Here is a 19,796-nt window from a genome sequence, read left to right on the forward strand (position 1 = left end):
AAGATAGCTCTCTAAATAAGAACAACGTCCCGGAGACCCAACATGAACGCATCGCTAGAAACCACCGTGCAAAAGGTCAAGTTATTGATCGATGGCGAGTGGGTCGAATCCCAGACCACCGAATGGCACGACATCGTTAATCCGGCGACCCAGCAAGTGCTGGCCAAAGTCCCCTTCGCGACCGCTGCTGAAGTCGATGCCGCCATCAGCGCCGCCCATCGCGCCTTTCAGACCTGGAAGCTGACGCCAATCGGCGCGCGGATGCGCATCATGCTCAAGCTTCAGGCGCTGATTCGCGAGCACTCCAAGCGTATTGCCGTGGTACTCAGCAATGAGCAGGGCAAAACCATCGCCGACGCTGAAGGCGATATCTTCCGTGGCCTGGAAGTGGTCGAACACGCCTGTTCCATTGGCAGCCTGCAAATGGGCGAGTTTGCCGAGAACGTCGCTGGCGGTGTCGATACCTACACCCTGCGTCAGCCGATCGGCGTCTGCGCCGGCATTACCCCGTTCAACTTCCCGGCGATGATTCCGCTGTGGATGTTCCCGATGGCCATCGCCTGCGGCAACACCTTCGTGCTCAAGCCTTCCGAGCAGGATCCGATGTCGACCATGCTGTTGGTGGAACTGGCGATTGAAGCCGGCATTCCTCCGGGTGTGCTCAACGTCGTTCATGGTGGCAAGGATGTGGTCGATGCGCTTTGCACCCACAAGGACATCAAGGCTGTTTCGTTCGTCGGTTCGACCGCGGTCGGCACGCATGTCTACGACCTAGCCGGCAAACACGGCAAGCGCGTGCAATCGATGATGGGTGCCAAGAACCACGCCGTTGTGCTACCCGATGCCAACCGCGAGCAAGCGCTCAATGCACTGGTCGGCGCCGGTTTCGGTGCGGCCGGGCAACGCTGCATGGCCACCTCGGTGGTGGTGCTGGTGGGCGCGGCCAAACAATGGCTGCCGGATCTCAAGGCGCTGGCGCAGAAACTCAAGGTCAATGCCGGCAGCGAGCCAGGCACTGATGTGGGTCCGGTGATTTCCAAACGAGCCAAGGCTCGGATTCTCGACCTGATCGAAAGCGGTATCAAGGAAGGCGCCAAGCTGGAACTGGACGGTCGCGACATCACTGTTCCGGGCTACGAACAGGGCAACTTTGTCGGTCCGACTCTGTTCTCCGGCGTGACCCCTGAGATGCAGATCTACACCCAGGAAATCTTTGGCCCGGTGCTGGTGGTGCTGGAAGTCGACACCCTCGATGAGGCCATCGCCCTGGTCAACGCCAACCCGTTCGGCAACGGCACGGGTCTGTTCACCCAGAGTGGTGCGGCGGCGCGCAAATTCCAGACGGAAATCGACGTTGGTCAGGTCGGCATCAACATCCCGATTCCGGTGCCGGTGCCGTTCTTCAGCTTCACCGGTTCCCGTGGTTCCAAACTTGGCGACCTCGGTCCGTATGGCAAGCAAGTGGTGCAGTTCTACACTCAAACCAAGACCGTCACCGCGCGTTGGTTCGATGACGACAGCATCAACCACGGTGTGAACACCACCATCCACTTGCGTTAAGGAGCCGGACATGAAAATCGCTTTTATCGGTCTCGGCAACATGGGCGCGCCGATGGCGCGCAACCTGATCAAGGCCGGCCATTCGCTGAACCTGTTTGATCTCAATCAAACCGTGCTGGCCGAACTGGCTCAACTCGGCGGCAGCATCAGCACTTCACCGAAGGAAGCGTCGAAAGACGTGCAACTGGTGATCACCATGCTGCCGGCCGCGGCCCATGTGCGCAGCGTCTGGCTGGGGGAAGACGGCGTGCTGGCGGGAATCGCCAAAGGCGTGCCAGCGGTGGATTGCAGCACCATCGATCCGCAGACGGCGCGAGATGTTGCCGCGGCGGCCGCAAAGCAGGACGTGGCCATGGCCGATGCCCCGGTTTCCGGTGGCACTGGCGGTGCAGCGGCCGGGACGCTGACCTTCATGGTCGGCGCCACGCCTGAACTGTTCGCCACTCTGCAACCGGTGCTGGCGCAGATGGGCCGCAACATCGTCCATTGCGGCGAAGTCGGCACCGGGCAAATCGCCAAGATCTGCAACAACCTGCTGCTGGGGATTTCCATGGTCGGTGTCAGCGAAGCCATGGCACTGGGCAGCGCCCTGGGTATCGACACAACGGTGCTGGCGGGCGTCATTAACAGTTCAACCGGGCGCTGCTGGAGTTCTGAGATATACAACCCGTGGCCGGGCATCGTCGAAACGGCGCCGGCCTCGCGCGGTTATACCGGCGGTTTCGGTGCTGAACTGATGCTCAAGGATCTGGGGCTGGCCACTGAGGCGGCACGTCAGGCGCACCAACCGGTCGTGCTCGGCGCGGTGGCCCAGCAGTTGTATCAGGCGATGAGCCTGCGTGGAGAAGGGGGCAAGGACTTCTCGGCGATCATCAACAGCTATCGCAAACCCCAATAAGCGTTTGTGGCGAGGGAGCAAGCTCCCTCGCCACAGGATTCATGCATGCCTCTTTACCGAGAGACCACGTCGGGTGGTCTCTCGGTTTTTTGCATCAGGCAAACACGAAATACTTACGCACGGTTTCAACCACTTCCCACGTGCCTTTCATGCCCGGCTCGATGACGAAAATGTCACCGGCGCGCAGGTGGATCGGCGCCATGCCTTCCGGGGTGATGATGCAGTAGCCTTCCTGGAAGTGGCAGTATTCCCACTTCACGTATTCCACATACCACTTGCCCGGCGTGCAGATCCAGGTGCCCATGATCTTGCTGCCATCTTCGCTGGTGTACGCGTTGAGGTTGACGGTGTGCGGATCGCCTTCGAGCTTTTCCCATTTGCAGGCGTCGAGTACGGGCAACGGGTGAGTGTCGCGAAGAACGGTAATCGGTGCGGTCATGTGGACTCCGGGCCTTGGAATATAGAAAGTGGTACTGAAGAACTGAAGTCGCACCCTATAGCGCCCATGCTCCGCTCAGTTGTCTGTATTCGACATCGAGCTGTCCAGAAACGCGCGCTACCCTCAAAGACTTTCCAGCGGACAATCGATTCGGGCCTGCAGGAAGGTGCTCTCGAACCCGACCAATTGCTCGTGTTGATGCCTGAGTGCAGCAATCTTCTCGCTGATTTCACACTTCTTGGCATCGATGGCCTGCTGCGCCAATGACCAGGGCATCGCCTGGCCTTGATGCCCGGTAAAGATTGCCTGTAATTCCTTGAGCCTGAAACCCAACTGTTGAGCGCACTTGATGAGGATCAGCAGGTCGATGCTTTGTTGGTCGTAGACACGGTATCTGCCTTGTCGCTGAGCGGCAGGCAGCAAGCCGATGGACTCGTAATGACGAATGCTCTTGATTGTCGTCCCGGAGCGTTGTGCGGCTTGGCCGATGTACATGAAAAGTCCCTTTTCGCGGTGGTAACACCCGGCGCATTATCGGCACACTCAGTGACTGGCGATAGCCTGGGCTTGCCGTAACCAGGCCTCACGCTGACCCTCGCTTGCGCCGAGAATCGGGCCGAACGTGAGTGTGCGCCGGGGTTCGATGCCGCAGAAGGCGAGGGTGGTTTTACGTATCTGGTGCAGCCCGGGCATGCGGTAGATCCAGCGGTAATACCAGGGTGGCGTGTCCATGGTCACCAGCAGATGCGCGCTGCGACCGCGCAGGAGTTTGTCGGGGAAGGCTTTGCCTTCGCGGTACTTGAAGGCGAAACCTGGCAGGAACACCCGATCGAAAAAGCCCTTGAGCAACGCCGGTACGCCTCCCCACCAGATCGGGTAGACCAGGGTCAGGTGTTCGGCCCACAGAATGTCCGCCTGAGCGCGGCGCAGGTCGGCTTCCAGTGGCTGAACCTGTTGATACCCTTCACGCAGTACCGGATCAAAATCCAGTTTGCCCAGAAATAACTGGCGCACCTCATGCCCGGCACGCAGCGCCGATTGTGCGTAGCGTTCGGCCAGTGCGCCGCAGAAACTGTTGCTCGAAGGATGACCGAGAATCACCAGAATTCGTTTGCTCACCGTAGCGGTCCCTGAAGATGAAACCTCAAGGGTAAAGTCTGCCCCTCAGGGGAGAGTCAAGGCGTTCAGCAAGGCCTGGGCATAACCGGGCAGTACGGTGAAGTCCCGGGCGCACAGCAACAGTTTGCGGCGAGCCCACGGCTCTTCCAGTGCGACGCTTTTGAACGGCGTTTCAGCCGGCCAGCGTTCGACCGCCGCCAAGGGCACGATCGCCAGCCCGGCCCCCCGGGCAACCATGCGCATCACGCCATCGAAACCATCGGCGCGGATGCGGACCTGCATCCGCAAGCCGCTATGCAGGGCTTGTTCTTCCAGGTACACGGCCAAGGCACTGTTGGCGTTCAGGCCGACGTAATCGTGGTGCAAGGTGGTGCTGAAACTTACGGCACCGGTACCTGCCAACGGATGCCCCCACGGCAGGATCAACACCAGCGGATCGTCGCGGAAATAGCGGGTTTGCAGGCCGTCGGTATCCACGGCGTCGGACACGATCCCCAGGTCTGCCGCGCCCTGGCGCAAGGCGTGGGTGATGCGTGTGCTGGGCAGTTCCTGCAGGTCGATGTCGAGGTTCGGATGGTCGCGCAAAAAGTCCGCCAGCAATTCCGGCAGGTACTCGGTGATCGCTGTGGTATTGCACAGCAACCGCACCTGGCCTTTGACGCCTTTGGCGTATTCGACCAGGTCCTGCTGCATGCGCTCGGCCTGTTGCAGCAGGACTCGGGCGTGCTGCGCCAGTGCCTTGCCGGCCGGAGTGGGGCTGACACCGCGGCGACCTCGCTCCAGAAACTCGATGCCCAGTGAGGCTTCCATCGCGCGGACTCGTGCACTCGCCGCCGCCAGCGACAAATGGCTGCGGGCGGCACCGGCGGTGATGTTGCCGGTGTCGAGGATATTCAGGTAGAGGCGCAGGTCGGTGAGGTCGAAGTGCATACAGTGTCCCGGATCGTTCCCACGCTCTGCGTGGGAATGCCTCGCTGGACGCTCTGCGTCCGCTTCGGCATGTGACGCGAAGCGTCACGGCTGCATTCCCACGCAGAGCGTGGGAACGATCATTGCCTCTTGGTAAACAAGAGGCAGCCTCAGTATATGGCAGATTTTCAAGGTACTCTTCAGGGCTCACGATAGCCCCATGAATACACTTGCCGCGTTCTATCAAAATCTGGGCTTGGCCCTTTCCTTATTGGTCATCGCTACCTTCCTGCTGGCCGGGGTGATCAAAGGTGTGATCGGCCTCGGTCTGCCGACCATTGCCATGGGCCTGCTCGGCCTGGCTATGGCACCGTCGCAGGCTGCGGCGTTGTTGATCATTCCCGCGACGCTGACCAACGTCTGGCAACTGGCATTCGGCGGTCATTTGCGCGGGTTGTTGAACCGGTTATGGCCGATGCTGCTGGCGATTTTCATCGGCACTGGCGCTGGCACAGTGTGGATCGGCATGGCCGGTGGACATTGGGTGGTACGGGGGCTGGGGGCGGCGCTGTTGATGTACGCCTTGAGTGGGTTGTTCCTGCCAACCTTGCACGTCGGCGGTCGCACCGAGCGTTGGCTCGGTCCGCTCTGCGGTGTGCTGACGGGCGTGATCACCTCGGCCACCGGTGTCTTCGTGATTCCGGCGGTGCCTTATCTGCAAGCGCTGGGCTTGAACAAGGATGAACTGGTGCAGGCGCTGGGCCTGTCGTTCACCGTTTCGACCCTCGCGTTGGCCGCCGGCCTGTTATGGCGCGGCGCCCTCGGCGGTGGCGAGTTGAGCGCGTCACTGCTGGCGCTGATCCCGGCGGTGCTCGGCATGTTGCTGGGGCAATGGCTGCGCCAGCGGATCAGCGCCGTGTTGTTCAAGCGCGTGTTCTTCATCGGCCTCGGCGTGCTCGGCGGCCACTTGCTGATCAGCGGCTAGCGGACGATGTGCTGAGCATTTCAATCGGACGGATATCGAAATCCCGCTCCAGATACTCCATGCGCATGTCGAGGAACTGCTTCATATGCGGCAGGTTCGAGTGCACGTCCAGATGGGCCTGGGATTGCCAGATCTCGTAGAAGATAAACAGCGTCGGGTCCTGTTTGTCTCGCAGCATGTGGTACTCGATGCAACCGGGTTCGGCGCGACTCGGTTCGACGTAGGCACGGAAGAACGCTTCGAAGGCCTCGGCTTTTTCCGGGCGGGTCTTGGCGTGCAGGATGAAGCCTTGCAGCTCGCTCATCAGAATCTCCTAAACAGTCAGAATCGACGCAAGTCTATGGCAACAATCGCTTGTTGATTCGTGCGTATAGGTCAAATGAATTTTGCGGATTGAGCGCTTATTCCGCGCGAGGCTGATCGCTACTCTGCCGCCATCGATTTCAACCTTGCGAGATTTCTCATGAAAAAAGTCCTGTTGCTCAATGGCGGCAAAAAATTTGCCCACTCCGATGGTCGCTACAACACGACGCTGCACGAAGCGGCGCTGAGCGTGCTGGATCGCGGTGGTGTGGATGTGAAAACCACGTTCATCGACGAGGGCTACGACGTCGCTGAGGAAGTCGCCAAATTCCTCTGGGCCGATGTGATCATTTATCAGATGCCCGGCTGGTGGATGGGCGCGCCCTGGACCGTCAAGAAGTACGTCGATGAAGTCTTCACTGCAGGCCACGGCAGCCTCTACGCCAGCGACGGCCGCACGCGCTCCGACGCGTCGCAGAAGTACGGCAGCGGCGGCTTGTTGCACGGTAAAAAGTACATGCTGTCGGTGACCTGGAACGCCCCGCAGCAAGCCTTCGACGACTCGACCGACTTCTTCGAAGCCAAGGGCGTGGACGCGGTGTACCTGCCGTTCCACAAGGCCAACACCTTCCTCGGCATGACCGGTTTGCCGACCTTTTTGTGCGTCGATGTGATGAAGCGCCCGAATATCGAAGCTGATGTGGCGCGTTATGAGCAGCACTTGACCGAGGTGTTTGGCCTGCCTGCCTGAGTTTTCCGGCTAGTATCCGTCGCAACGGCGGGAAAGATCGCAGCCTGCGGCAGCTCCTACGGATGGCGTACACCCGAAGGTTCAGGGCACGCAATCCTTGTAGGAGCTGCCGAAGGCTGCGATCTTGGCGATTCAAGTCACGCCGATTCGCGAACGAGGACACACGTGAAAGCCAGATCCGATGAGTTGCAGATTTTCGTCTGCGTGATTGAGTGCGGGTCGATTTCGGCTGCGGCTGAGCAAGTAGGGCAAACGCCGTCGGCGGTCAGCCGCACGCTGTCGCGGCTGGAGGCCAAGCTCGATACCACGCTGATCAATCGCACCACGCGGCGCATGGACCTGACCGAAGAGGGCAAATATTTCTTCGAGCACGCCAAGCTGATTCTCGATCAGATGGACGAGCTCGAAGAGCGCCTGTCCTCACGCCAGCAAACCCCGTCCGGGCGACTGCGGATCAACGCCGCGTCGCCGTTCATGCTGCACGCCATCGTGCCGTACATCGATGAGTTCCGCCGTCTCTACCCGGACATCCAGCTCGAACTCAACAGCAACGATTTGATCATCGACCTGCTCGAACAAAGCACCGACATCGCCATTCGCATCGGCACGCTGGCCGACTCGACCTTGCATGCCCGCTCCCTGGGGTGCAGCCCGCTACACATCGTCGCAAGCACAGCGTATCTGGAGCAACACGGCGTACCGAGCGCTGTCGAGGATTTGAGCGAGCACACGCTGCTGGGTTTTACCCATAACGAAGGCCTCAACCAATGGCCACTGCGCTATGTCCACGGTGACCGCTGGCCGATCCAGGCGTCGCTCAGCGCGTCGAGTGGCGAGACGGTCAGGCACCTGGCGTTGGCCGGGCAGGGCATTGCCTGCCTGTCGCACTTCATGACCATCGACGACATCCGCGCCGGTCGCTTGCAGGTGTTGCTGGCGGAGTTCAACAGCGGATATCGCCAACCCATCAACGCGGTGTACTACCGCAATTCGCAACTGGCCCTGCGGATCCAGTGCTTCCTGGACTTCATCCAGGGCAAATTGGCAGCTTATGCGATTGCCGATTTCAAGGGCTGATTCGCAGGCCGCGTGATCGTTCATTGCGAGCAGGCCACCCATTCACTGGCCCGCCCGCCGTCAACTCCGTAACATCCGCGTCCCTCTTTTCCCGCCTGCATTTTTAGGTAAACCATGAAGTCCAAACGTCTGCGCGCCGATGTCCTGGCCGGACTCACCACCTCTTTCGCCCTGCTCCCCGAATGTATCGCTTTCGCGCTGGTGGCCCACCTCAATCCATTGATGGGGCTGTACGGTGCTTTCATCATCTGTACCCTGACTGCGCTCTTCGGCGGACGGCCGGGGATGGTGTCTGGTGCCGCCGGATCGATGGCCGTGGTGATCGTCGCGCTGGTGGTGCAGCACGGTGCCCAGTACTTGCTGGCGACGGTGCTGCTGGGCGGGCTGATCATGCTGGCGTTTGGTCTGTTGAGGCTGGGCAAGTTGGTGCGCATGGTGCCGCACCCGGTGATGCTCGGCTTCGTCAACGGTCTGGCGATTGTCATTGCGCTGGCCCAGTTGGAGCACTTCAAGAGCGGTGAGGCCTGGTTGAGTGGTGCGCCGCTGTACATGATGATCGGGCTGGTGGCGCTGACGATGGCCATCGTTTACCTGATGCCGCGCCTGACGCGGGCCGTGCCGCCGGCGCTGGTGGCGATTCTGGGCGTTGGGCTAGTGGTTTACCTGCTCGGCCTGCCGACCCGCACCCTGGGCGACATGGCGCACATTGCCGGTGGCTTGCCGGGTTTTGCGCTGCCAGACATCCCCTGGAGCCTGGAAACCCTGCGCATCATCGCCCCTTACGCGATATTGATGGCATTGGTCGGCCTGCTGGAAACCCTGCTGACCCTGAACCTCACCGACGAGATCACCGAGAGCCGCGGTTACCCGGATCGCGAGTGCGTGGCATTGGGCGCTGCCAATGTGGTCTCCGGCATGTTCGGCGGCATGGGCGGCTGCGCGATGATCGGGCAAACCGTGATCAACCTCAGCTCCGGCGGTCGCGGTCGGCTGTCTGGTGCGGTGGCCGGGGGGATGATCCTGCTGTTTGTGCTGTTCCTTTCGCCGCTGATCGAGCGCATCCCGCTGGCCGCACTGGTCGGGGTGATGTTCGTGGTGTCGCAGCAGACGTTCGCCTGGGCTTCGCTGCGGGTGCTTAACAAGGTGCCGCTGAATGATGTCTTGGTGATCATTGCGGTCTCGGTGATTACGGTGTTCACCGATCTGGCCATCGCCGTGTTGTGCGGGATCATCATTGCGGCGCTCAACTTTGCCTGGCAACAGGCTCGCGAACTGTATGCCGACAGTCACGTTGAAGCCGACGGCAGCAAGCTCTACCTCCTGCATGGCACGTTGTTCTTCGCCTCGACGACGCCTTTTCTCAACCAGTTCGATCCCGCCAATGATCCGTCCGTGGTCACCGTCGACTGTCGCCACCTGAGCTTTGTCGACTATTCGGCCATCGCCGCGCTGAAGACATTGCGCGAGCGCTACACCAAGGTTGGCAAGCAGCTACGCGTACTGCACCTGTCTGAACGCTGCAAGAAACTGCTCAAGCGCGCCAGCGAGCATCACGACTGACGCGCGATTGTCTCAAGAACGGACGCTGATCGTTGATCAGCGTAGGGGGATGAAAGTTCCACTGTCCGATTTTCATAACCCGCGACCTCCCATACCTCTGCACGACATCCCTTATCCCTCCACGAAAATTACTTTCACTTCGTTTGAAAGTAGCGCGTCGAAATGATTTATGAGTTTCACAACCCATTCGACGTGACCCTTTCGAGGAGTACCGCATGACGCTTTCCTTCGGCTATTGGCTGTTGGTTTACGCCGCCATCGCCATCATTGCGCTGATCGTTCTGATCGCCCGTTACCGGATCAATCCCTTCATTGTGATCACCCTGGTGTCCATCGGACTGGCGCTGTTGGCGGGAATGCCGCCGTCGGGTGTGGTCGGGGCGTATGAAGCCGGGGTTGGCAAGACGCTGGGGCACATTGCGCTGGTGGTGGCGCTGGGCACGATGCTCGGCAAGATGATGGCCGAGTCCGGTGGCGCCGAGCAGGTGGCGCGCACCTTGATCGACCGTTTCGGTGAGAAAAATGCCCACTGGGCGATGGTGTGTATTGCCTTTCTTGTAGGTCTGCCGCTGTTCTTCGAGGTCGGTTTTGTCTTGCTGGTGCCGATCGCATTCACCGTGGCGCGGCGGGTGGGCGTGTCGATTCTGATGGTCGGTTTGCCGATGGTTGCGGGGCTTTCGGTGGTCCACGCGCTGGTACCGCCGCACCCGGCGGCGATGCTGGCGGTGCAGGTTTATCAGGCGTCGGTGGGGCAGACCTTGCTCTACGCGATTCTGATTGGTATTCCGACCGCGATCATCGCCGGTCCCCTGTACGCCAAATTCATCGTGCCGCGCATTCAACTGCCGGACGATAACCCCTTGGAGCGCCAGTTCCTGGAGCGTGAGCCGCGCGATAGCCTGCCGGGTTTTGGTGTCACCATGGCCACCATTCTGCTGCCGGTGGTGCTGATGTTGATCGGCGGCTGGGCCAACCTGATCTCCACGCCGGGTAGCGGTTTCAATCAGTTCCTGCTGTTCATCGGCAACTCGGTGATCGCCTTGTTGCTGGCGACCTTGCTGAGTTTCTGGACCCTCGGCCTGGCCCAGGGCTTCAACCGCGAATCGATCCTCAAGTTCACCAATGAATGCCTGGCGCCGACCGCCAGCATCACCTTGCTGGTTGGTGCCGGTGGTGGCTTGAACCGGATTCTGGTGGACGCTGGCGTCACCAATCAGATCGTCAGCCTGGCCGATGAATTCCAGTTGTCACCGTTGATGATGGGTTGGCTGTTCGCTGCGTTGATGCGCATTGCCACCGGCTCCGCCACCGTGGCCATGACCACCGCTTCGGGGATTGTCGCGCCGGTGGCCGTTAGTCTGGGTTATCCGCATCCAGAGTTGTTGGTGCTGGCGACGGGGGCAGGGTCGGTTATCTTTTCCCACGTCAACGACGGCGGCTTCTGGTTGATCAAGGAATACTTCAACATGACCGTTACCCAGACCTTCAAGACCTGGACAGTGCTCGAGACGCTGATCTCGGTGGTCGCCTTCGGCCTGACCGTAGGCCTTTCTCACCTGCTTTAGTCGGAGCCATCCGCCATGGACATCCTCTATCAGATCCGCGCCCGTCAGGAATCCTTCAGTGCCGGTGAAGGACGTATCGCTCGGCTGATGCTCGACGACGTAGGATTTTCAGCGTCCGCCAGCCTCGATGAACTGGCGCAGCGAGCGGAAGTCAGCACCGCCACATTGTCGCGATTCGCCCGCACAGTCGGTTGCCGCGACCTGCGGGATTTGCGCCTGCAACTGGCCCAGGCCAGCGGTGTCGGCAGCCGCTTTCTCGACCCAGCGGGCACGCCCGAGCAGTCGGCGTTCTACGGGCAGATCGTCGGCGATATCGAGTCGACCTTGCGCCAGCACCTGGCGGCGTTCGATGAGTCGCGCTTCGCCGATGCGGTGAAATTGCTGGGTAAGGCGCGGATGATTCACGCCTTCGGCATGGGTGGCTGCTCGACCCTGTGCAGCGATGAACTGCAAGTGCGCCTGGTACGCCTCGGCTACCCGATAGCGGTGTGTCACGACCCGGTGATGATGCGTGTCACCGCCGCCAGCCTCGGCGCCGAACACGCGCTCATCGCCTGCTCGCTAACCGGTATCACGCCCGAACTGCTCGAAGCGGTGGAATTGGCGCGCAGCTACGGCGCACGAATTCTCGCCATCTCCCGCGCCGACTCGCCGTTGGCGCAAATGGCCGATGTGCTGTTGCCACTGCAAAGCGCCGAGACCTCGTTTATCTACAAACCCACGGCGGCGCGCTACGGCATGTTGCTGGCCATCGACGTGCTCGCCACCGAACTGGCGCTGGCCAATCCTGAAGACAATCAAGAACGTCTGCGGCGGATCAAACTGGCCCTGGACGACTACCGCGGCGGCGACGATCACTTGCCGCTGGGAGACTGACATGATGTACGACACGCTAATCCGCAATGCGCTGATTATCGATGGCAGCAACACCCCCGGCTATTCCGCTGACGTGGCGATTCTGAACGGCCGCATCGTGCGTATCGGCGACTTGCACGACGCTCGCGCCACCGACGAAATCGATGCTGCCGGAAGAGTATTGGCCCCAGGTTTCATCGACGTGCACACCCATGACGATACGGTGGTGATCCGCCAGCCACAGATGCTGCCAAAACTCAGCCAGGGCGTGACCACGGTGATCGTCGGCAATTGCGGGATCAGCGCATCGCCGGTGAGTTTGCGCGGTGATCCGCCGGACCCGATGAACTTGCTCGGCACCGCCGCGGCGTTTGTTTATCCGCGCTTCAGCGACTATCGCGCCGCCGTCGAGGCGGCCAATACCACACTGAACGTGGCCGCGCTGGTGGGGCACACCGCGTTGCGCAGCAATCACCTGGACGACCTGTATCGCACCGCGACCGCCGATGAAATCAGCGCGATGCGCGAGCAACTGCGCGACAGCCTTGAAGCCGGTGCCTTGGGTTTATCCACAGGCCTGGCCTACGCCAGCGCCTTCTCGGCTTCCACCGAAGAGGTGATGCAACTGACCGAAGAGCTGACGGCATTCGGCGCGGTTTACACCACCCATTTACGCAGTGAATTCGAACCGGTGCTGGAGGCCATGGACGAGGCGTTCCGCATCGGACGTCACGCACAGTCGCCGGTGATCATTTCCCACCTCAAATGTGCCGGCGCCGGTAACTGGGGCCGTAGTCCGCAACTGCTGGCGTCCCTCGAACACGCCGCGAAAACCCACCCGGTGGCTTGCGATTGTTATCCCTATGCGGCGAGTTCTTCGACGCTGGACCTCAAGCAAGTCACCGACGCCCATCGCATCACCATCACCTGGTCCACGCCACATCCGGAAATGGGTGGTCGGGATCTGATCGACATTGCCGCCGAATGGAACGTGCCACTGCTCGAAGCTGGCCGCCGACTGCAACCGGCCGGCGCGGTGTATTACGGCATGGACGAGGCCGATGTACGAAGCATCCTCGCACACCCGCTGTCGATGGTCGGCTCCGACGGCTTGCCGGAAGACCCGTTTCCGCATCCACGCTTGTGGGGCGCGTTTCCACGAGTGCTCGGACATTTCAGTCGCGACGTCGGCCTGTTTCCGCTGCACACCGCCGTGCACAAGATGACCGGGTTGTCGGCTGCACGATTTGGCTTGAAGGAACGTGGCGAGATTCGTGAAGGGTATTGGGCGGATCTGGTGTTGTTCGATCCTGCGACGATTCGCGATGTGGCCGACTTCAACGATCCGCAACGGGCGGCGCAAGGGATTGATGGCGTTTGGATCAACGGTGCCTTGAGTTATCGCGACGGGCAGGCGAACGGCAGAAGGGAAGGGCGGTTTCTGGCGCGGGAGGGGAATTTGCGTAAAGGGTTTCATTGATCGCCGCCTTCGTAGGCGCTGCCGAAGGTTCGGGCCGCGTGCGGACGATCTTTTGACTTGCGTCTCATGGTGGCTCATTGCAATTAAAGAAAGCCGTCGCCAAGCCGAAGCGCTGACATCCAGCCCAGCTACACTGGGCTCTTTCAGTCAGGGAGTTACCCCATGAGTTTCGGCAAAACCACCCCAATCCTGCGGACTTTCGACGAAACCAAGGCTTTGGAGTTCTACGTCGAGTTCCTGGGGTTCAAGATCGACTGGCAGCATCGTTTCGAAGCGAACTTCCCGCTGTACCTGCAAGTGTCGCGCGGCGAATGTGTGCTGCACCTGTCCGAACACCATGGCGACGCGACACCGGGCTCAGCCCTGCGCATCGAGACCGATGAGCTGGAGGCGTTTCAGCAGCAATTGCTGGCCAAGGAATATTCTTTCGCTCGCCCACAGATTCAGGCCATGCCGTGGGGTAGCCAGGACATGACTGTGACTGATCCGTTCGGGAATCGGTTGGTTTTTACCAATACGATTAGTGTTTGAGGCAGCAGGAAAAAGCTTAACCCGTGATAGTGTCGTCCGATCAATTCAGCGAGCACAGAGGGCGCTTATGGCCAGCCTTACCATTGGCAATCTTGACCCGCAGATTTATGAGCAATTGCGCAACAACGCGCGCAGCAACGGCAGGTCCATGGAGGAAGAGGCTCGCTTGATTCTGAGGCGCGCTCTCGATCAGATGGATGGTGCTCATGGATTGGGGACTCGAATCAACAACCGATTCAAAACTAGTGGCGGGATCGTGTTGGATCTGCCACATCGCTAGAGTGGGCAGTGAATGCGAAGCAAGGGCTAACCCGAAATAACTTGTGTCTGTTCAAAAGCATTCGCGGGCAAGCCCGCTCCCACAGGTTCAGTGAGTAACCTGTAGGAGCGAGGCTTGCCCGCGAATGGATCTTTCATTCACCGCAAAGTGAATATCAAACCCGGAAGTGGCTCACCATCATCTGCAACTGATTGCCCAATCGCGCCAGTTCAACACTGGACGCAGCGGTTTCGTCGCTGGCGGTGGCGGTCTGTTCGGACACGTCGCGTACGTTGATGATGCTGCGGCTGATTTCTTCGGCCACGGCGCTTTGTTGCTCGGCGGCGGCAGCGATCTGCTGGTTCATCGACTGAATGTTGGACACCGTGCGGGTGATGTTTTCCAGTGATACGCCGGCCTTGCGGGTCAGCGCCACGCTGCTGTCGGTCAGGGTACGGCTGTTGTTCATCACCGCCGCCACTTGTTGAGTGCCGTTTTGCAAACCGGCCACCAGGCCTTCGATTTCCTCGGTGGATTTTTGCGTGCGCTGGGCCAGGCCACGAACTTCGTCAGCCACCACCGCAAAACCACGACCGGCCTCACCGGCACGGGCCGCTTCGATGGCGGCGTTGAGTGCCAGCAGGTTGGTCTGTTCGGCTACGGCTTTGATCACGTCCATGACGCTGCCGATCTTGTCGCTTTCCTGCTGCAGCACGCTCATCGCTTCAGTGGAACGCACCACTTCGCTGGCCAGGCGCTCGATCTGGGCGATGGCTTCGTTGACCACTTTGTCGCCTTCGCGAGCTTCACCGTCAGCGGCAGCTGCGGCCTGAGAGGCTTCTTCGGCGTTGCGCGCGACTTCCTGCACCGTGGCCGTCATTTCGTGCATGGCGGTGGCGACCTGATCGGTTTCCACTTTCTGGCTGTTCACACCCGCGCTGGTCTGCTCGGTCACGGCCGACAGTTCTTCGGCGGCGCTGGCGATCTGGGTGACGCCATCGCGGATGCCGCTGATTAAATCCCGCAGGGTCACGCCCATGCGCGCGATGCCTTGCTGCAACACACCGAGCTCGTCGCGGCGGGTCACTTTGATGTCCTGAGACAAGTCACCACCGGCGATGCGCTCGACCACTTTAAGGGTATCGCGCAACGGGCCGGTGATCTGACGGGTGATGACCACGGCGGCAATGATGCCCACCAGCAACGCCAACAAGGTACTGATCAATTGCAATGTGCGGGCCTGGGCGCTTTCGGCGTCACGGCGGTCGAGCTGGAATTGATACAGTTTATCGCTCAGGGTCACGATGGCGGCGCCCTGGTCGGTCATTTCCTTGCGCGCCTGCACCGAGTCGTTGTTGGCGGCTTTATAGGCTTGCAAGGCACTGCGGTAGTTGCTTAGCGCGGTTTCCAGCTGACGCAGGGCGTCTTGCTGGGTTTCGGCGAAATGCACGTTCAGCGACTTCAGGCTGGCGATGGCCGCATCCAGTTGGGAAACGGCTTTCTGCTCGGTCTCGGCATTGGTGTTGGCGGTGTAGCCGCGCACTTCATAGCGGGCAAGAATGAACGCTTCCTTGGCGGCGGTGATGGCCAGGAACTGTTCGAAGCGCTGATCGCTCAAGGGCATTTGCTGCACACGGATGTTGATCGCATCGATCAGCTTGCCGGCGGTTTCGGCGTTGGCGCCCATGGCGTCGCGGGCGCTGTTGCCGGTGCGGTAGGCGCTGCGCATTTTGTTCAGCGACGTCTGATAAGCGGCGATGGTCGCGGCCTGCTCTTTGAGCATTTTGACGTTTTCAGGGTTTTTGAAGCTGCCCAGCAGGGCGGTTTGCTGAGCAACAAAACTGTCCAGGGTGGTTTGCACATTCTGTGCGGCGGTTTCGTCGCCATTGGTCAGCATGTATTGCAAGCGAACCACACGCAGCTTGGTCAGGCCGGCATTGAGCTGAGTGATGTCGCTCATCCAGTTGCTGCGGTCAATCAACCCGCCCAGGCTGGTCCAGCCGGTCAGGGCGAGGATGCAGGTCAGTGCCAGGACCAGGCCGAATCCCAGGCCCAGTTTCAGGTTCACGCTGATGTTACCGAACCAGCTATTCATCAAATTCCTCCAGGAACGTTGCGCGTTAGATCGTCGGTTGGCTGGAAGATTTTTGTTTTTAGGAGCCAGCAAGGTGTGTAGCAGGTATGTATCGGCAGCAATCGCGTGAGCTGAAAGGATTTTGTTGTACCGATTCTGTAACAAGATTTTTTGGGAGGCTCTTGAATTGGGCGACTCTTAAGCTTTTTTTCACATGAGTTTCACCAGCAGCCAACGCGAGACTCTCTACTCTGGCGGCTTTGTATGATTGTGATGCATGCCGGCGAGGCGGCTAAACGTGGAATTGAGACTGAGTCTGTTCGGGATAAAACGCTCGATCGATCTAAGGCGTTTGGCCCGTTATCGAAACGCCGTGGTCATCGTGGCCTCGTTGCTGCTGGTGATTCCGCTGACCGTGTGGCTGTTGCGGCCTGCGGCTGTGCCCGATCTGGCCCATGGCAATGTGGCGGGCGCCCGTGCGCTGGCTGCGGGTTGGGCCAAGGGCGACATGATCGTGCTGGTGCGTCACGTCGAGCGTTGCGATCACTCCACCGCCGCCTGTCTGATTGGCAATGATGGCATTACGGATCGCTCGCGCAGTGTGGCAGTGGGTGTCGGTGCGCAGTTTGAACATCTGGGCCTGAACAAGACCGATATCTATAACAGTCCGATCATCCGTGCGGCACAGACTTCCAGTTATATGTTCAACAAGGTCGGCGTCGGCGAAGACTGGCTGATCAACTGCAAGGGCAGCATATTGCGCGATGCCCTGGCGCACAAAGTGGCCGGGCGCAACCTGATTCTGGTGACTCACAGTGAGTGCATGGCGGAACTTGAAAAAGATCTCAAGCTGCCGACCGCTACTCTAGGCTATGGTGCCTCTCTGTTTATCTCCGCTGAAAAACCTCAGGAACCTCGCATGCTTGGTTCCATCGAAGCCTCTGACTGGCATTCGGTGACCACCGAATGAGCTTCTTCATCATCCCTCTGGATCTGGACGTACGATGCTGACTTCTTCCCGTTACCGCTTTTACTGGGTGAACTTTGGTATTCCGCTGGCCTGCGCGGTAGCGGTGTTCCTGATGTTTGACATGACCAAAATCGACATCGCTTTCAGCGATCTTTTTTATGACCCGGCTACCCGGCTGTTTCCGTTGGACCATGTCCGTCTGTTCGAGCAGATCACCCATAAATGGGCGCGAATCATCCCGAACTGGACCGGTGAGGTCGCGATCATTGGTGCCTTGCTGTCATTTCTCTGGCCGCGATTGAAGGCTGAAAAACATTCGAAGATCATCGCGTTCCTGGAAAAAATCAAAGTCGCGCCCGTGCTTCGATTCGCCAGTAAACACCGTCGGGACTTTCTCTACGTGGTGTTCGCGTTTTCCATCAGCACCGGCGTTATCCACTACCTCAAGAGCCACACCAGTGTGTATTGCCCGGTTGAAACCACTCAGTACGCCGGGAAAATCGAGCACAAGGAGTGGTACCAGAATTTTGACTTGCTGAAAGAAGCCGGTGACGGTCGCTGCTGGCCGGGTGGGCATGCGTCGGGCGGCTTCACGATGCTCGCGCTGTACTTCGTGGCTCGCCGCTACCGCTGGCGGTACGCAAAAACTGTGATGTACGGCTCGCTGCTGCTTGGTTTCATCTACGGCACGACACGGGTCCTGCAAGGCTGGCACTACATGTCCCACACCTTTTGGGCCGGGATCTTCGTGTGGCTGACGTGTTTACTGACGGCATTGGCGTTTTATGGGCGTGCGCGGCTGGAGTTGCCGTTGTTGCAGAAGGCTGCGCTACCCGTCGCTGAGCCGTTTACAGGGTCACAAAGTAGTAAGCCTGACGCCCCACCTTCATTGTCTTGATCACCTTTAAGGGCGCGGCGGGTTCATTTACACCAGACATGAGTGCCACATTAGCCGGTGAGGCGCTCAGAAACTCATGCAATTGCGCCTCGGTATCCAGGCCTTTGAGTACGCGCCGGGTGTAGAACACGCTGGCGCCGCCCACCCGCTCGTTGGCTTGAAACAACGCGACTTGTTGCCCGCTGGCCTGCAACGTCTGAATCTGCTCGGTCAGCGGCAGGAAGGACAGTTTGCGATCAGCGTGAGGCAATACCCATTGTGCGGCAGCGAGATAGCTGCCGATCACCACCGCCAATACGCCAATGCCTACACTGCGACGATGCCGGACAATCAGCCCTGGCAAGGTCGACGCACCGGTGTAGGCTTGAAGTCGCTCGAACAGCACTCTCGCATACTCCGCGGCAATCACCGCCGCCGCCGGCGTCATGGACATCAGGTACACCGTGCGTTTGCTCGACGCCAGAGTCAGCATGACGAACTGCGCCAGCAGCCACACCGTGAAGAACAACAGGTAACGATTGGCCATCAGGCTTTTGCGAAAGTGCCACAGCCCCAGGTACACCAGAATGTTCCAGGGCGCGAAGGCCTCCGGCAGCTTGGCCAGGTAGTAGTAGAACGGTTCGTAATGTCCGGCCTCGACGAAAGAGCCGCTGAAGCGCCCGACGCTATTGGTCAGCAACACTTCCCCCACGGCATGCGCGCCACCGCGTTGATACAGCACTGCGAGCCAGATCATCAGCGGCACCAGCCCCAACAGTGTCAACAAGCCGGGGCGCAGCCAGTCCCAGGGCTTCAGGCGCTTGTCCATCAAGGTTTCGGCCAGCAGATACGCGAAGATCACCACCCCTGGCATCGCCAGCCCCAGTACCCCTTTGCTCAATGTCGCGATGGCGATCCCTGATGCAAAAAGCAGGGCGTTGCCGACAGTCGAGTACCGTGTCCCCTGAAAAAATGCCAGCAGCGCCATGCTCACGCCGAAGGCCAGCAACGCGTCTTCGCCGACGCTGCGCGTGTTGCTCCAGTAACTGGCCATGGTCGCCAGCAAAATCCCCGCGGTCCAGGCAATCGCCTTGGGCCGGTCGAACCGCCGTAGCATCGCATACAGCAACATCACGCTGAACAACCCGGCAAACGCCGACGCCAGCCGCACCGCCCACGGCGTACCGCCGAATGCGCGAATCGCCCCGGCGTCGAGCCACAAGCTCAAGGGCGGTTTTTCAAGAAATGGCTCGCCGAACAAATGCGGGGTCACCCAGTCGTTGTCCAGGTGCATCTCCATGGCAATTCCGGCGACCCGGGCCTCCGTGGAACCTTGTAATTGGTGATTGCTTAGCGCGAAGAAAAACAGCAGAGCGGCGAGCAGAAACAGTGAAGAGACGGCGCGTGACATGAACTTCTGACTACCGAGCAGGGGACCGGGAAGCTTGAGCATACGAGGTGCATGCTTAACGAATCGTGAACGGCCAGCGAGAGGTCACGGGCGACGTCGGGGCAGCACTAACGGGGCCCATCTGAGTAGCAGAGCCCTTCCTGGCGCTGTTATTGTCTGACGTCATGGAGTTT

The 19,796-nt window shown here is 59.9% G+C and carries 20 protein-coding genes and 1 pseudogene; 13 read left to right on the forward strand and 8 right to left on the reverse strand.

Annotated features, from left to right (window positions below):
- Nucleotides 1-42 precede the first annotated feature (42 nt).
- The gene (locus AC1RO5_RS11800) at nucleotides 43-1,560 is read left to right on the forward strand and encodes a CoA-acylating methylmalonate-semialdehyde dehydrogenase (RefSeq protein WP_007933394.1); all 1,518 of its coding nucleotides are present in this window, start codon (nucleotides 43-45) and stop codon (nucleotides 1,558-1,560) included.
- 10 nt (nucleotides 1,561-1,570) lie between these two features.
- The gene (gene mmsB, locus AC1RO5_RS11805; RefSeq protein ID WP_493174976.1) at nucleotides 1,571-2,458 is read left to right on the forward strand and encodes a 3-hydroxyisobutyrate dehydrogenase; all 888 of its coding nucleotides are present in this window, start codon (nucleotides 1,571-1,573) and stop codon (nucleotides 2,456-2,458) included.
- Between the two features lie 94 nt (nucleotides 2,459-2,552).
- Here the strand turns inward: mmsB and AC1RO5_RS11810 are convergent, their stop codons facing one another.
- The 4 genes from AC1RO5_RS11810 to AC1RO5_RS11825 form a co-directional block, all read right to left on the reverse strand.
- Nucleotides 2,553-2,897 carry a cupin domain-containing protein gene (locus AC1RO5_RS11810; RefSeq protein ID WP_007900627.1) on the reverse strand — a complete coding sequence of 115 codons (345 nt, stop codon included), beginning with the start codon at nucleotides 2,895-2,897 and terminating at the stop codon, nucleotides 2,553-2,555.
- 123 nt (nucleotides 2,898-3,020) lie between these two features.
- Nucleotides 3,021-3,392 (reverse strand): MerR family transcriptional regulator, encoded by a 372-nt coding sequence (locus AC1RO5_RS11815; RefSeq protein WP_493174977.1) that lies wholly within the window; start codon nucleotides 3,390-3,392, stop codon nucleotides 3,021-3,023.
- Nucleotides 3,393-3,440: 48 nt separating this feature from the next.
- Nucleotides 3,441-4,016, reverse strand: coding sequence for an NAD(P)H-dependent oxidoreductase (locus AC1RO5_RS11820; protein ID WP_305411045.1), 576 nt, complete (start codon nucleotides 4,014-4,016; stop codon nucleotides 3,441-3,443).
- Between the two features lie 45 nt (nucleotides 4,017-4,061).
- On the reverse strand, nucleotides 4,062-4,946 hold the full coding sequence (locus AC1RO5_RS11825) for a LysR substrate-binding domain-containing protein (RefSeq protein ID WP_493174978.1): 885 nt from the start codon (nucleotides 4,944-4,946) through the stop codon (nucleotides 4,062-4,064).
- Between the two features lie 199 nt (nucleotides 4,947-5,145).
- Between AC1RO5_RS11825 and AC1RO5_RS11830 the strand changes: the two genes are divergently transcribed.
- Nucleotides 5,146-5,910: a sulfite exporter TauE/SafE family protein gene (locus tag AC1RO5_RS11830; RefSeq protein ID WP_493174979.1), complete on the forward strand. Its 765-nt coding sequence runs from the start codon at nucleotides 5,146-5,148 to the stop codon at nucleotides 5,908-5,910.
- Here AC1RO5_RS11830 and AC1RO5_RS11835 read toward each other — a convergent pair.
- The gene (locus tag AC1RO5_RS11835; RefSeq protein ID WP_028939933.1) at nucleotides 5,900-6,214 is read right to left on the reverse strand and encodes a putative quinol monooxygenase; all 315 of its coding nucleotides are present in this window, start codon (nucleotides 6,212-6,214) and stop codon (nucleotides 5,900-5,902) included. The genes AC1RO5_RS11830 and AC1RO5_RS11835 overlap by 11 nt on opposite strands.
- A 159-nt stretch (nucleotides 6,215-6,373) precedes the next feature.
- On the opposite strand from AC1RO5_RS11835, the gene mdaB reads away from it, so the two are divergent.
- The 8 genes from mdaB to AC1RO5_RS11875 all read left to right on the forward strand — a co-directional run bounded on the left by mdaB (nucleotide 6,374) and on the right by AC1RO5_RS11875 (nucleotide 14,312).
- Nucleotides 6,374-6,964, forward strand: a complete 591-nt coding sequence (gene mdaB / locus AC1RO5_RS11840; RefSeq protein ID WP_493174980.1) for an NADPH:quinone oxidoreductase MdaB — start codon at nucleotides 6,374-6,376, stop codon at nucleotides 6,962-6,964.
- Nucleotides 6,965-7,129: 165 nt separating this feature from the next.
- Nucleotides 7,130-8,041: a LysR substrate-binding domain-containing protein gene (locus AC1RO5_RS11845; RefSeq protein ID WP_493174981.1), complete on the forward strand. Its 912-nt coding sequence runs from the start codon at nucleotides 7,130-7,132 to the stop codon at nucleotides 8,039-8,041.
- A 114-nt stretch (nucleotides 8,042-8,155) separates the two neighbouring features.
- Nucleotides 8,156-9,601 (forward strand): SulP family inorganic anion transporter, encoded by a 1,446-nt coding sequence (locus AC1RO5_RS11850; protein WP_493174982.1) that lies wholly within the window; start codon nucleotides 8,156-8,158, stop codon nucleotides 9,599-9,601.
- Nucleotides 9,602-9,816: 215 nt separating this feature from the next.
- Complete coding sequence (locus AC1RO5_RS11855; RefSeq protein WP_493174983.1) at nucleotides 9,817-11,166, forward strand: GntT/GntP/DsdX family permease; 1,350 nt, start codon at nucleotides 9,817-9,819, stop codon at nucleotides 11,164-11,166.
- A gap of 15 nt (nucleotides 11,167-11,181) precedes the next feature.
- Nucleotides 11,182-12,042: a MurR/RpiR family transcriptional regulator gene (locus AC1RO5_RS11860; protein ID WP_493174984.1), complete on the forward strand. Its 861-nt coding sequence runs from the start codon at nucleotides 11,182-11,184 to the stop codon at nucleotides 12,040-12,042.
- 1 nt (nucleotide 12,043) lies between these two features.
- Entirely contained in the window at nucleotides 12,044-13,501 is a 1,458-nt protein-coding gene (locus AC1RO5_RS11865; protein ID WP_493174985.1) for a D-aminoacylase, read from the forward strand.
- 162 nt (nucleotides 13,502-13,663) lie between these two features.
- The gene (locus AC1RO5_RS11870) at nucleotides 13,664-14,032 is read left to right on the forward strand and encodes a glyoxalase superfamily protein (protein WP_493174986.1); all 369 of its coding nucleotides are present in this window, start codon (nucleotides 13,664-13,666) and stop codon (nucleotides 14,030-14,032) included.
- 67 nt (nucleotides 14,033-14,099) lie between these two features.
- The gene (locus AC1RO5_RS11875; protein ID WP_493174987.1) at nucleotides 14,100-14,312 is read left to right on the forward strand and encodes a FitA-like ribbon-helix-helix domain-containing protein; all 213 of its coding nucleotides are present in this window, start codon (nucleotides 14,100-14,102) and stop codon (nucleotides 14,310-14,312) included.
- 154 nt (nucleotides 14,313-14,466) lie between these two features.
- Here the strand turns inward: AC1RO5_RS11875 and AC1RO5_RS11880 are convergent, their stop codons facing one another.
- Both AC1RO5_RS11880 and AC1RO5_RS11885 read right to left on the reverse strand, forming a co-directional pair.
- On the reverse strand, nucleotides 14,467-15,330 hold the full coding sequence (locus tag AC1RO5_RS11880; protein ID WP_404942596.1) for a methyl-accepting chemotaxis protein: 864 nt from the start codon (nucleotides 15,328-15,330) through the stop codon (nucleotides 14,467-14,469).
- 42 nt (nucleotides 15,331-15,372) lie between these two features.
- A pseudogene (locus tag AC1RO5_RS11885) lies at nucleotides 15,373-16,386 on the reverse strand (methyl-accepting chemotaxis protein); the annotation flags it as partial.
- Nucleotides 16,387-16,663: 277 nt separating this feature from the next.
- Here AC1RO5_RS11885 and pmrG point away from each other — a divergent pair.
- Together pmrG and AC1RO5_RS11895 are read left to right on the forward strand one after the other, a co-directional pair.
- Nucleotides 16,664-17,335 (forward strand): lipopolysaccharide core heptose(II)-phosphate phosphatase PmrG, encoded by a 672-nt coding sequence (gene pmrG / locus AC1RO5_RS11890; protein WP_493174988.1) that lies wholly within the window; start codon nucleotides 16,664-16,666, stop codon nucleotides 17,333-17,335.
- 34 nt (nucleotides 17,336-17,369) lie between these two features.
- Nucleotides 17,370-18,233, forward strand: coding sequence for a phosphatase PAP2 family protein (locus tag AC1RO5_RS11895; RefSeq protein ID WP_493174989.1), 864 nt, complete (start codon nucleotides 17,370-17,372; stop codon nucleotides 18,231-18,233).
- Here AC1RO5_RS11895 and AC1RO5_RS11900 read toward each other — a convergent pair.
- Nucleotides 18,184-19,623, reverse strand: coding sequence for an ArnT family glycosyltransferase (locus AC1RO5_RS11900; RefSeq protein WP_493174991.1), 1,440 nt, complete (start codon nucleotides 19,621-19,623; stop codon nucleotides 18,184-18,186). The genes AC1RO5_RS11895 and AC1RO5_RS11900 overlap by 50 nt on opposite strands.
- Nucleotides 19,624-19,796: the final 173 nt, after the last annotated feature.

Source organism: Pseudomonas sp. GW822-FHT02G04 (assembly GCF_058802085.1).

Coding starts and splice junctions, on each gene's coding strand:
- AC1RO5_RS11800 (WP_007933394.1), top strand. CDS start 43: ATGAACGCATCGCTAGAAACCACCGTGCAAAAGGTCAAGTTATTGATC.
- mmsB (WP_493174976.1), top strand. CDS start 1,571: ATGAAAATCGCTTTTATCGGTCTCGGCAACATGGGCGCGCCGATGGCG.
- AC1RO5_RS11810 (WP_007900627.1), bottom strand. CDS start 2,897: ATGACCGCACCGATTACCGTTCTTCGCGACACTCACCCGTTGCCCGTA.
- AC1RO5_RS11815 (WP_493174977.1), bottom strand. CDS start 3,392: ATGTACATCGGCCAAGCCGCACAACGCTCCGGGACGACAATCAAGAGC.
- AC1RO5_RS11825 (WP_493174978.1), bottom strand. CDS start 4,946: ATGCACTTCGACCTCACCGACCTGCGCCTCTACCTGAATATCCTCGAC.
- AC1RO5_RS11830 (WP_493174979.1), top strand. CDS start 5,146: ATGAATACACTTGCCGCGTTCTATCAAAATCTGGGCTTGGCCCTTTCC.
- AC1RO5_RS11835 (WP_028939933.1), bottom strand. CDS start 6,214: ATGAGCGAGCTGCAAGGCTTCATCCTGCACGCCAAGACCCGCCCGGAA.
- mdaB (WP_493174980.1), top strand. CDS start 6,374: ATGAAAAAAGTCCTGTTGCTCAATGGCGGCAAAAAATTTGCCCACTCC.
- AC1RO5_RS11850 (WP_493174982.1), top strand. CDS start 8,156: ATGAAGTCCAAACGTCTGCGCGCCGATGTCCTGGCCGGACTCACCACC.
- AC1RO5_RS11855 (WP_493174983.1), top strand. CDS start 9,817: ATGACGCTTTCCTTCGGCTATTGGCTGTTGGTTTACGCCGCCATCGCC.
- AC1RO5_RS11860 (WP_493174984.1), top strand. CDS start 11,182: ATGGACATCCTCTATCAGATCCGCGCCCGTCAGGAATCCTTCAGTGCC.
- AC1RO5_RS11865 (WP_493174985.1), top strand. CDS start 12,044: ATGATGTACGACACGCTAATCCGCAATGCGCTGATTATCGATGGCAGC.
- AC1RO5_RS11870 (WP_493174986.1), top strand. CDS start 13,664: ATGAGTTTCGGCAAAACCACCCCAATCCTGCGGACTTTCGACGAAACC.
- AC1RO5_RS11875 (WP_493174987.1), top strand. CDS start 14,100: ATGGCCAGCCTTACCATTGGCAATCTTGACCCGCAGATTTATGAGCAA.
- AC1RO5_RS11880 (WP_404942596.1), bottom strand. CDS start 15,330: ATGGGCGTGACCCTGCGGGATTTAATCAGCGGCATCCGCGATGGCGTC.
- AC1RO5_RS11895 (WP_493174989.1), top strand. CDS start 17,370: ATGCTGACTTCTTCCCGTTACCGCTTTTACTGGGTGAACTTTGGTATT.
- AC1RO5_RS11900 (WP_493174991.1), bottom strand. CDS start 19,623: ATGTCACGCGCCGTCTCTTCACTGTTTCTGCTCGCCGCTCTGCTGTTT.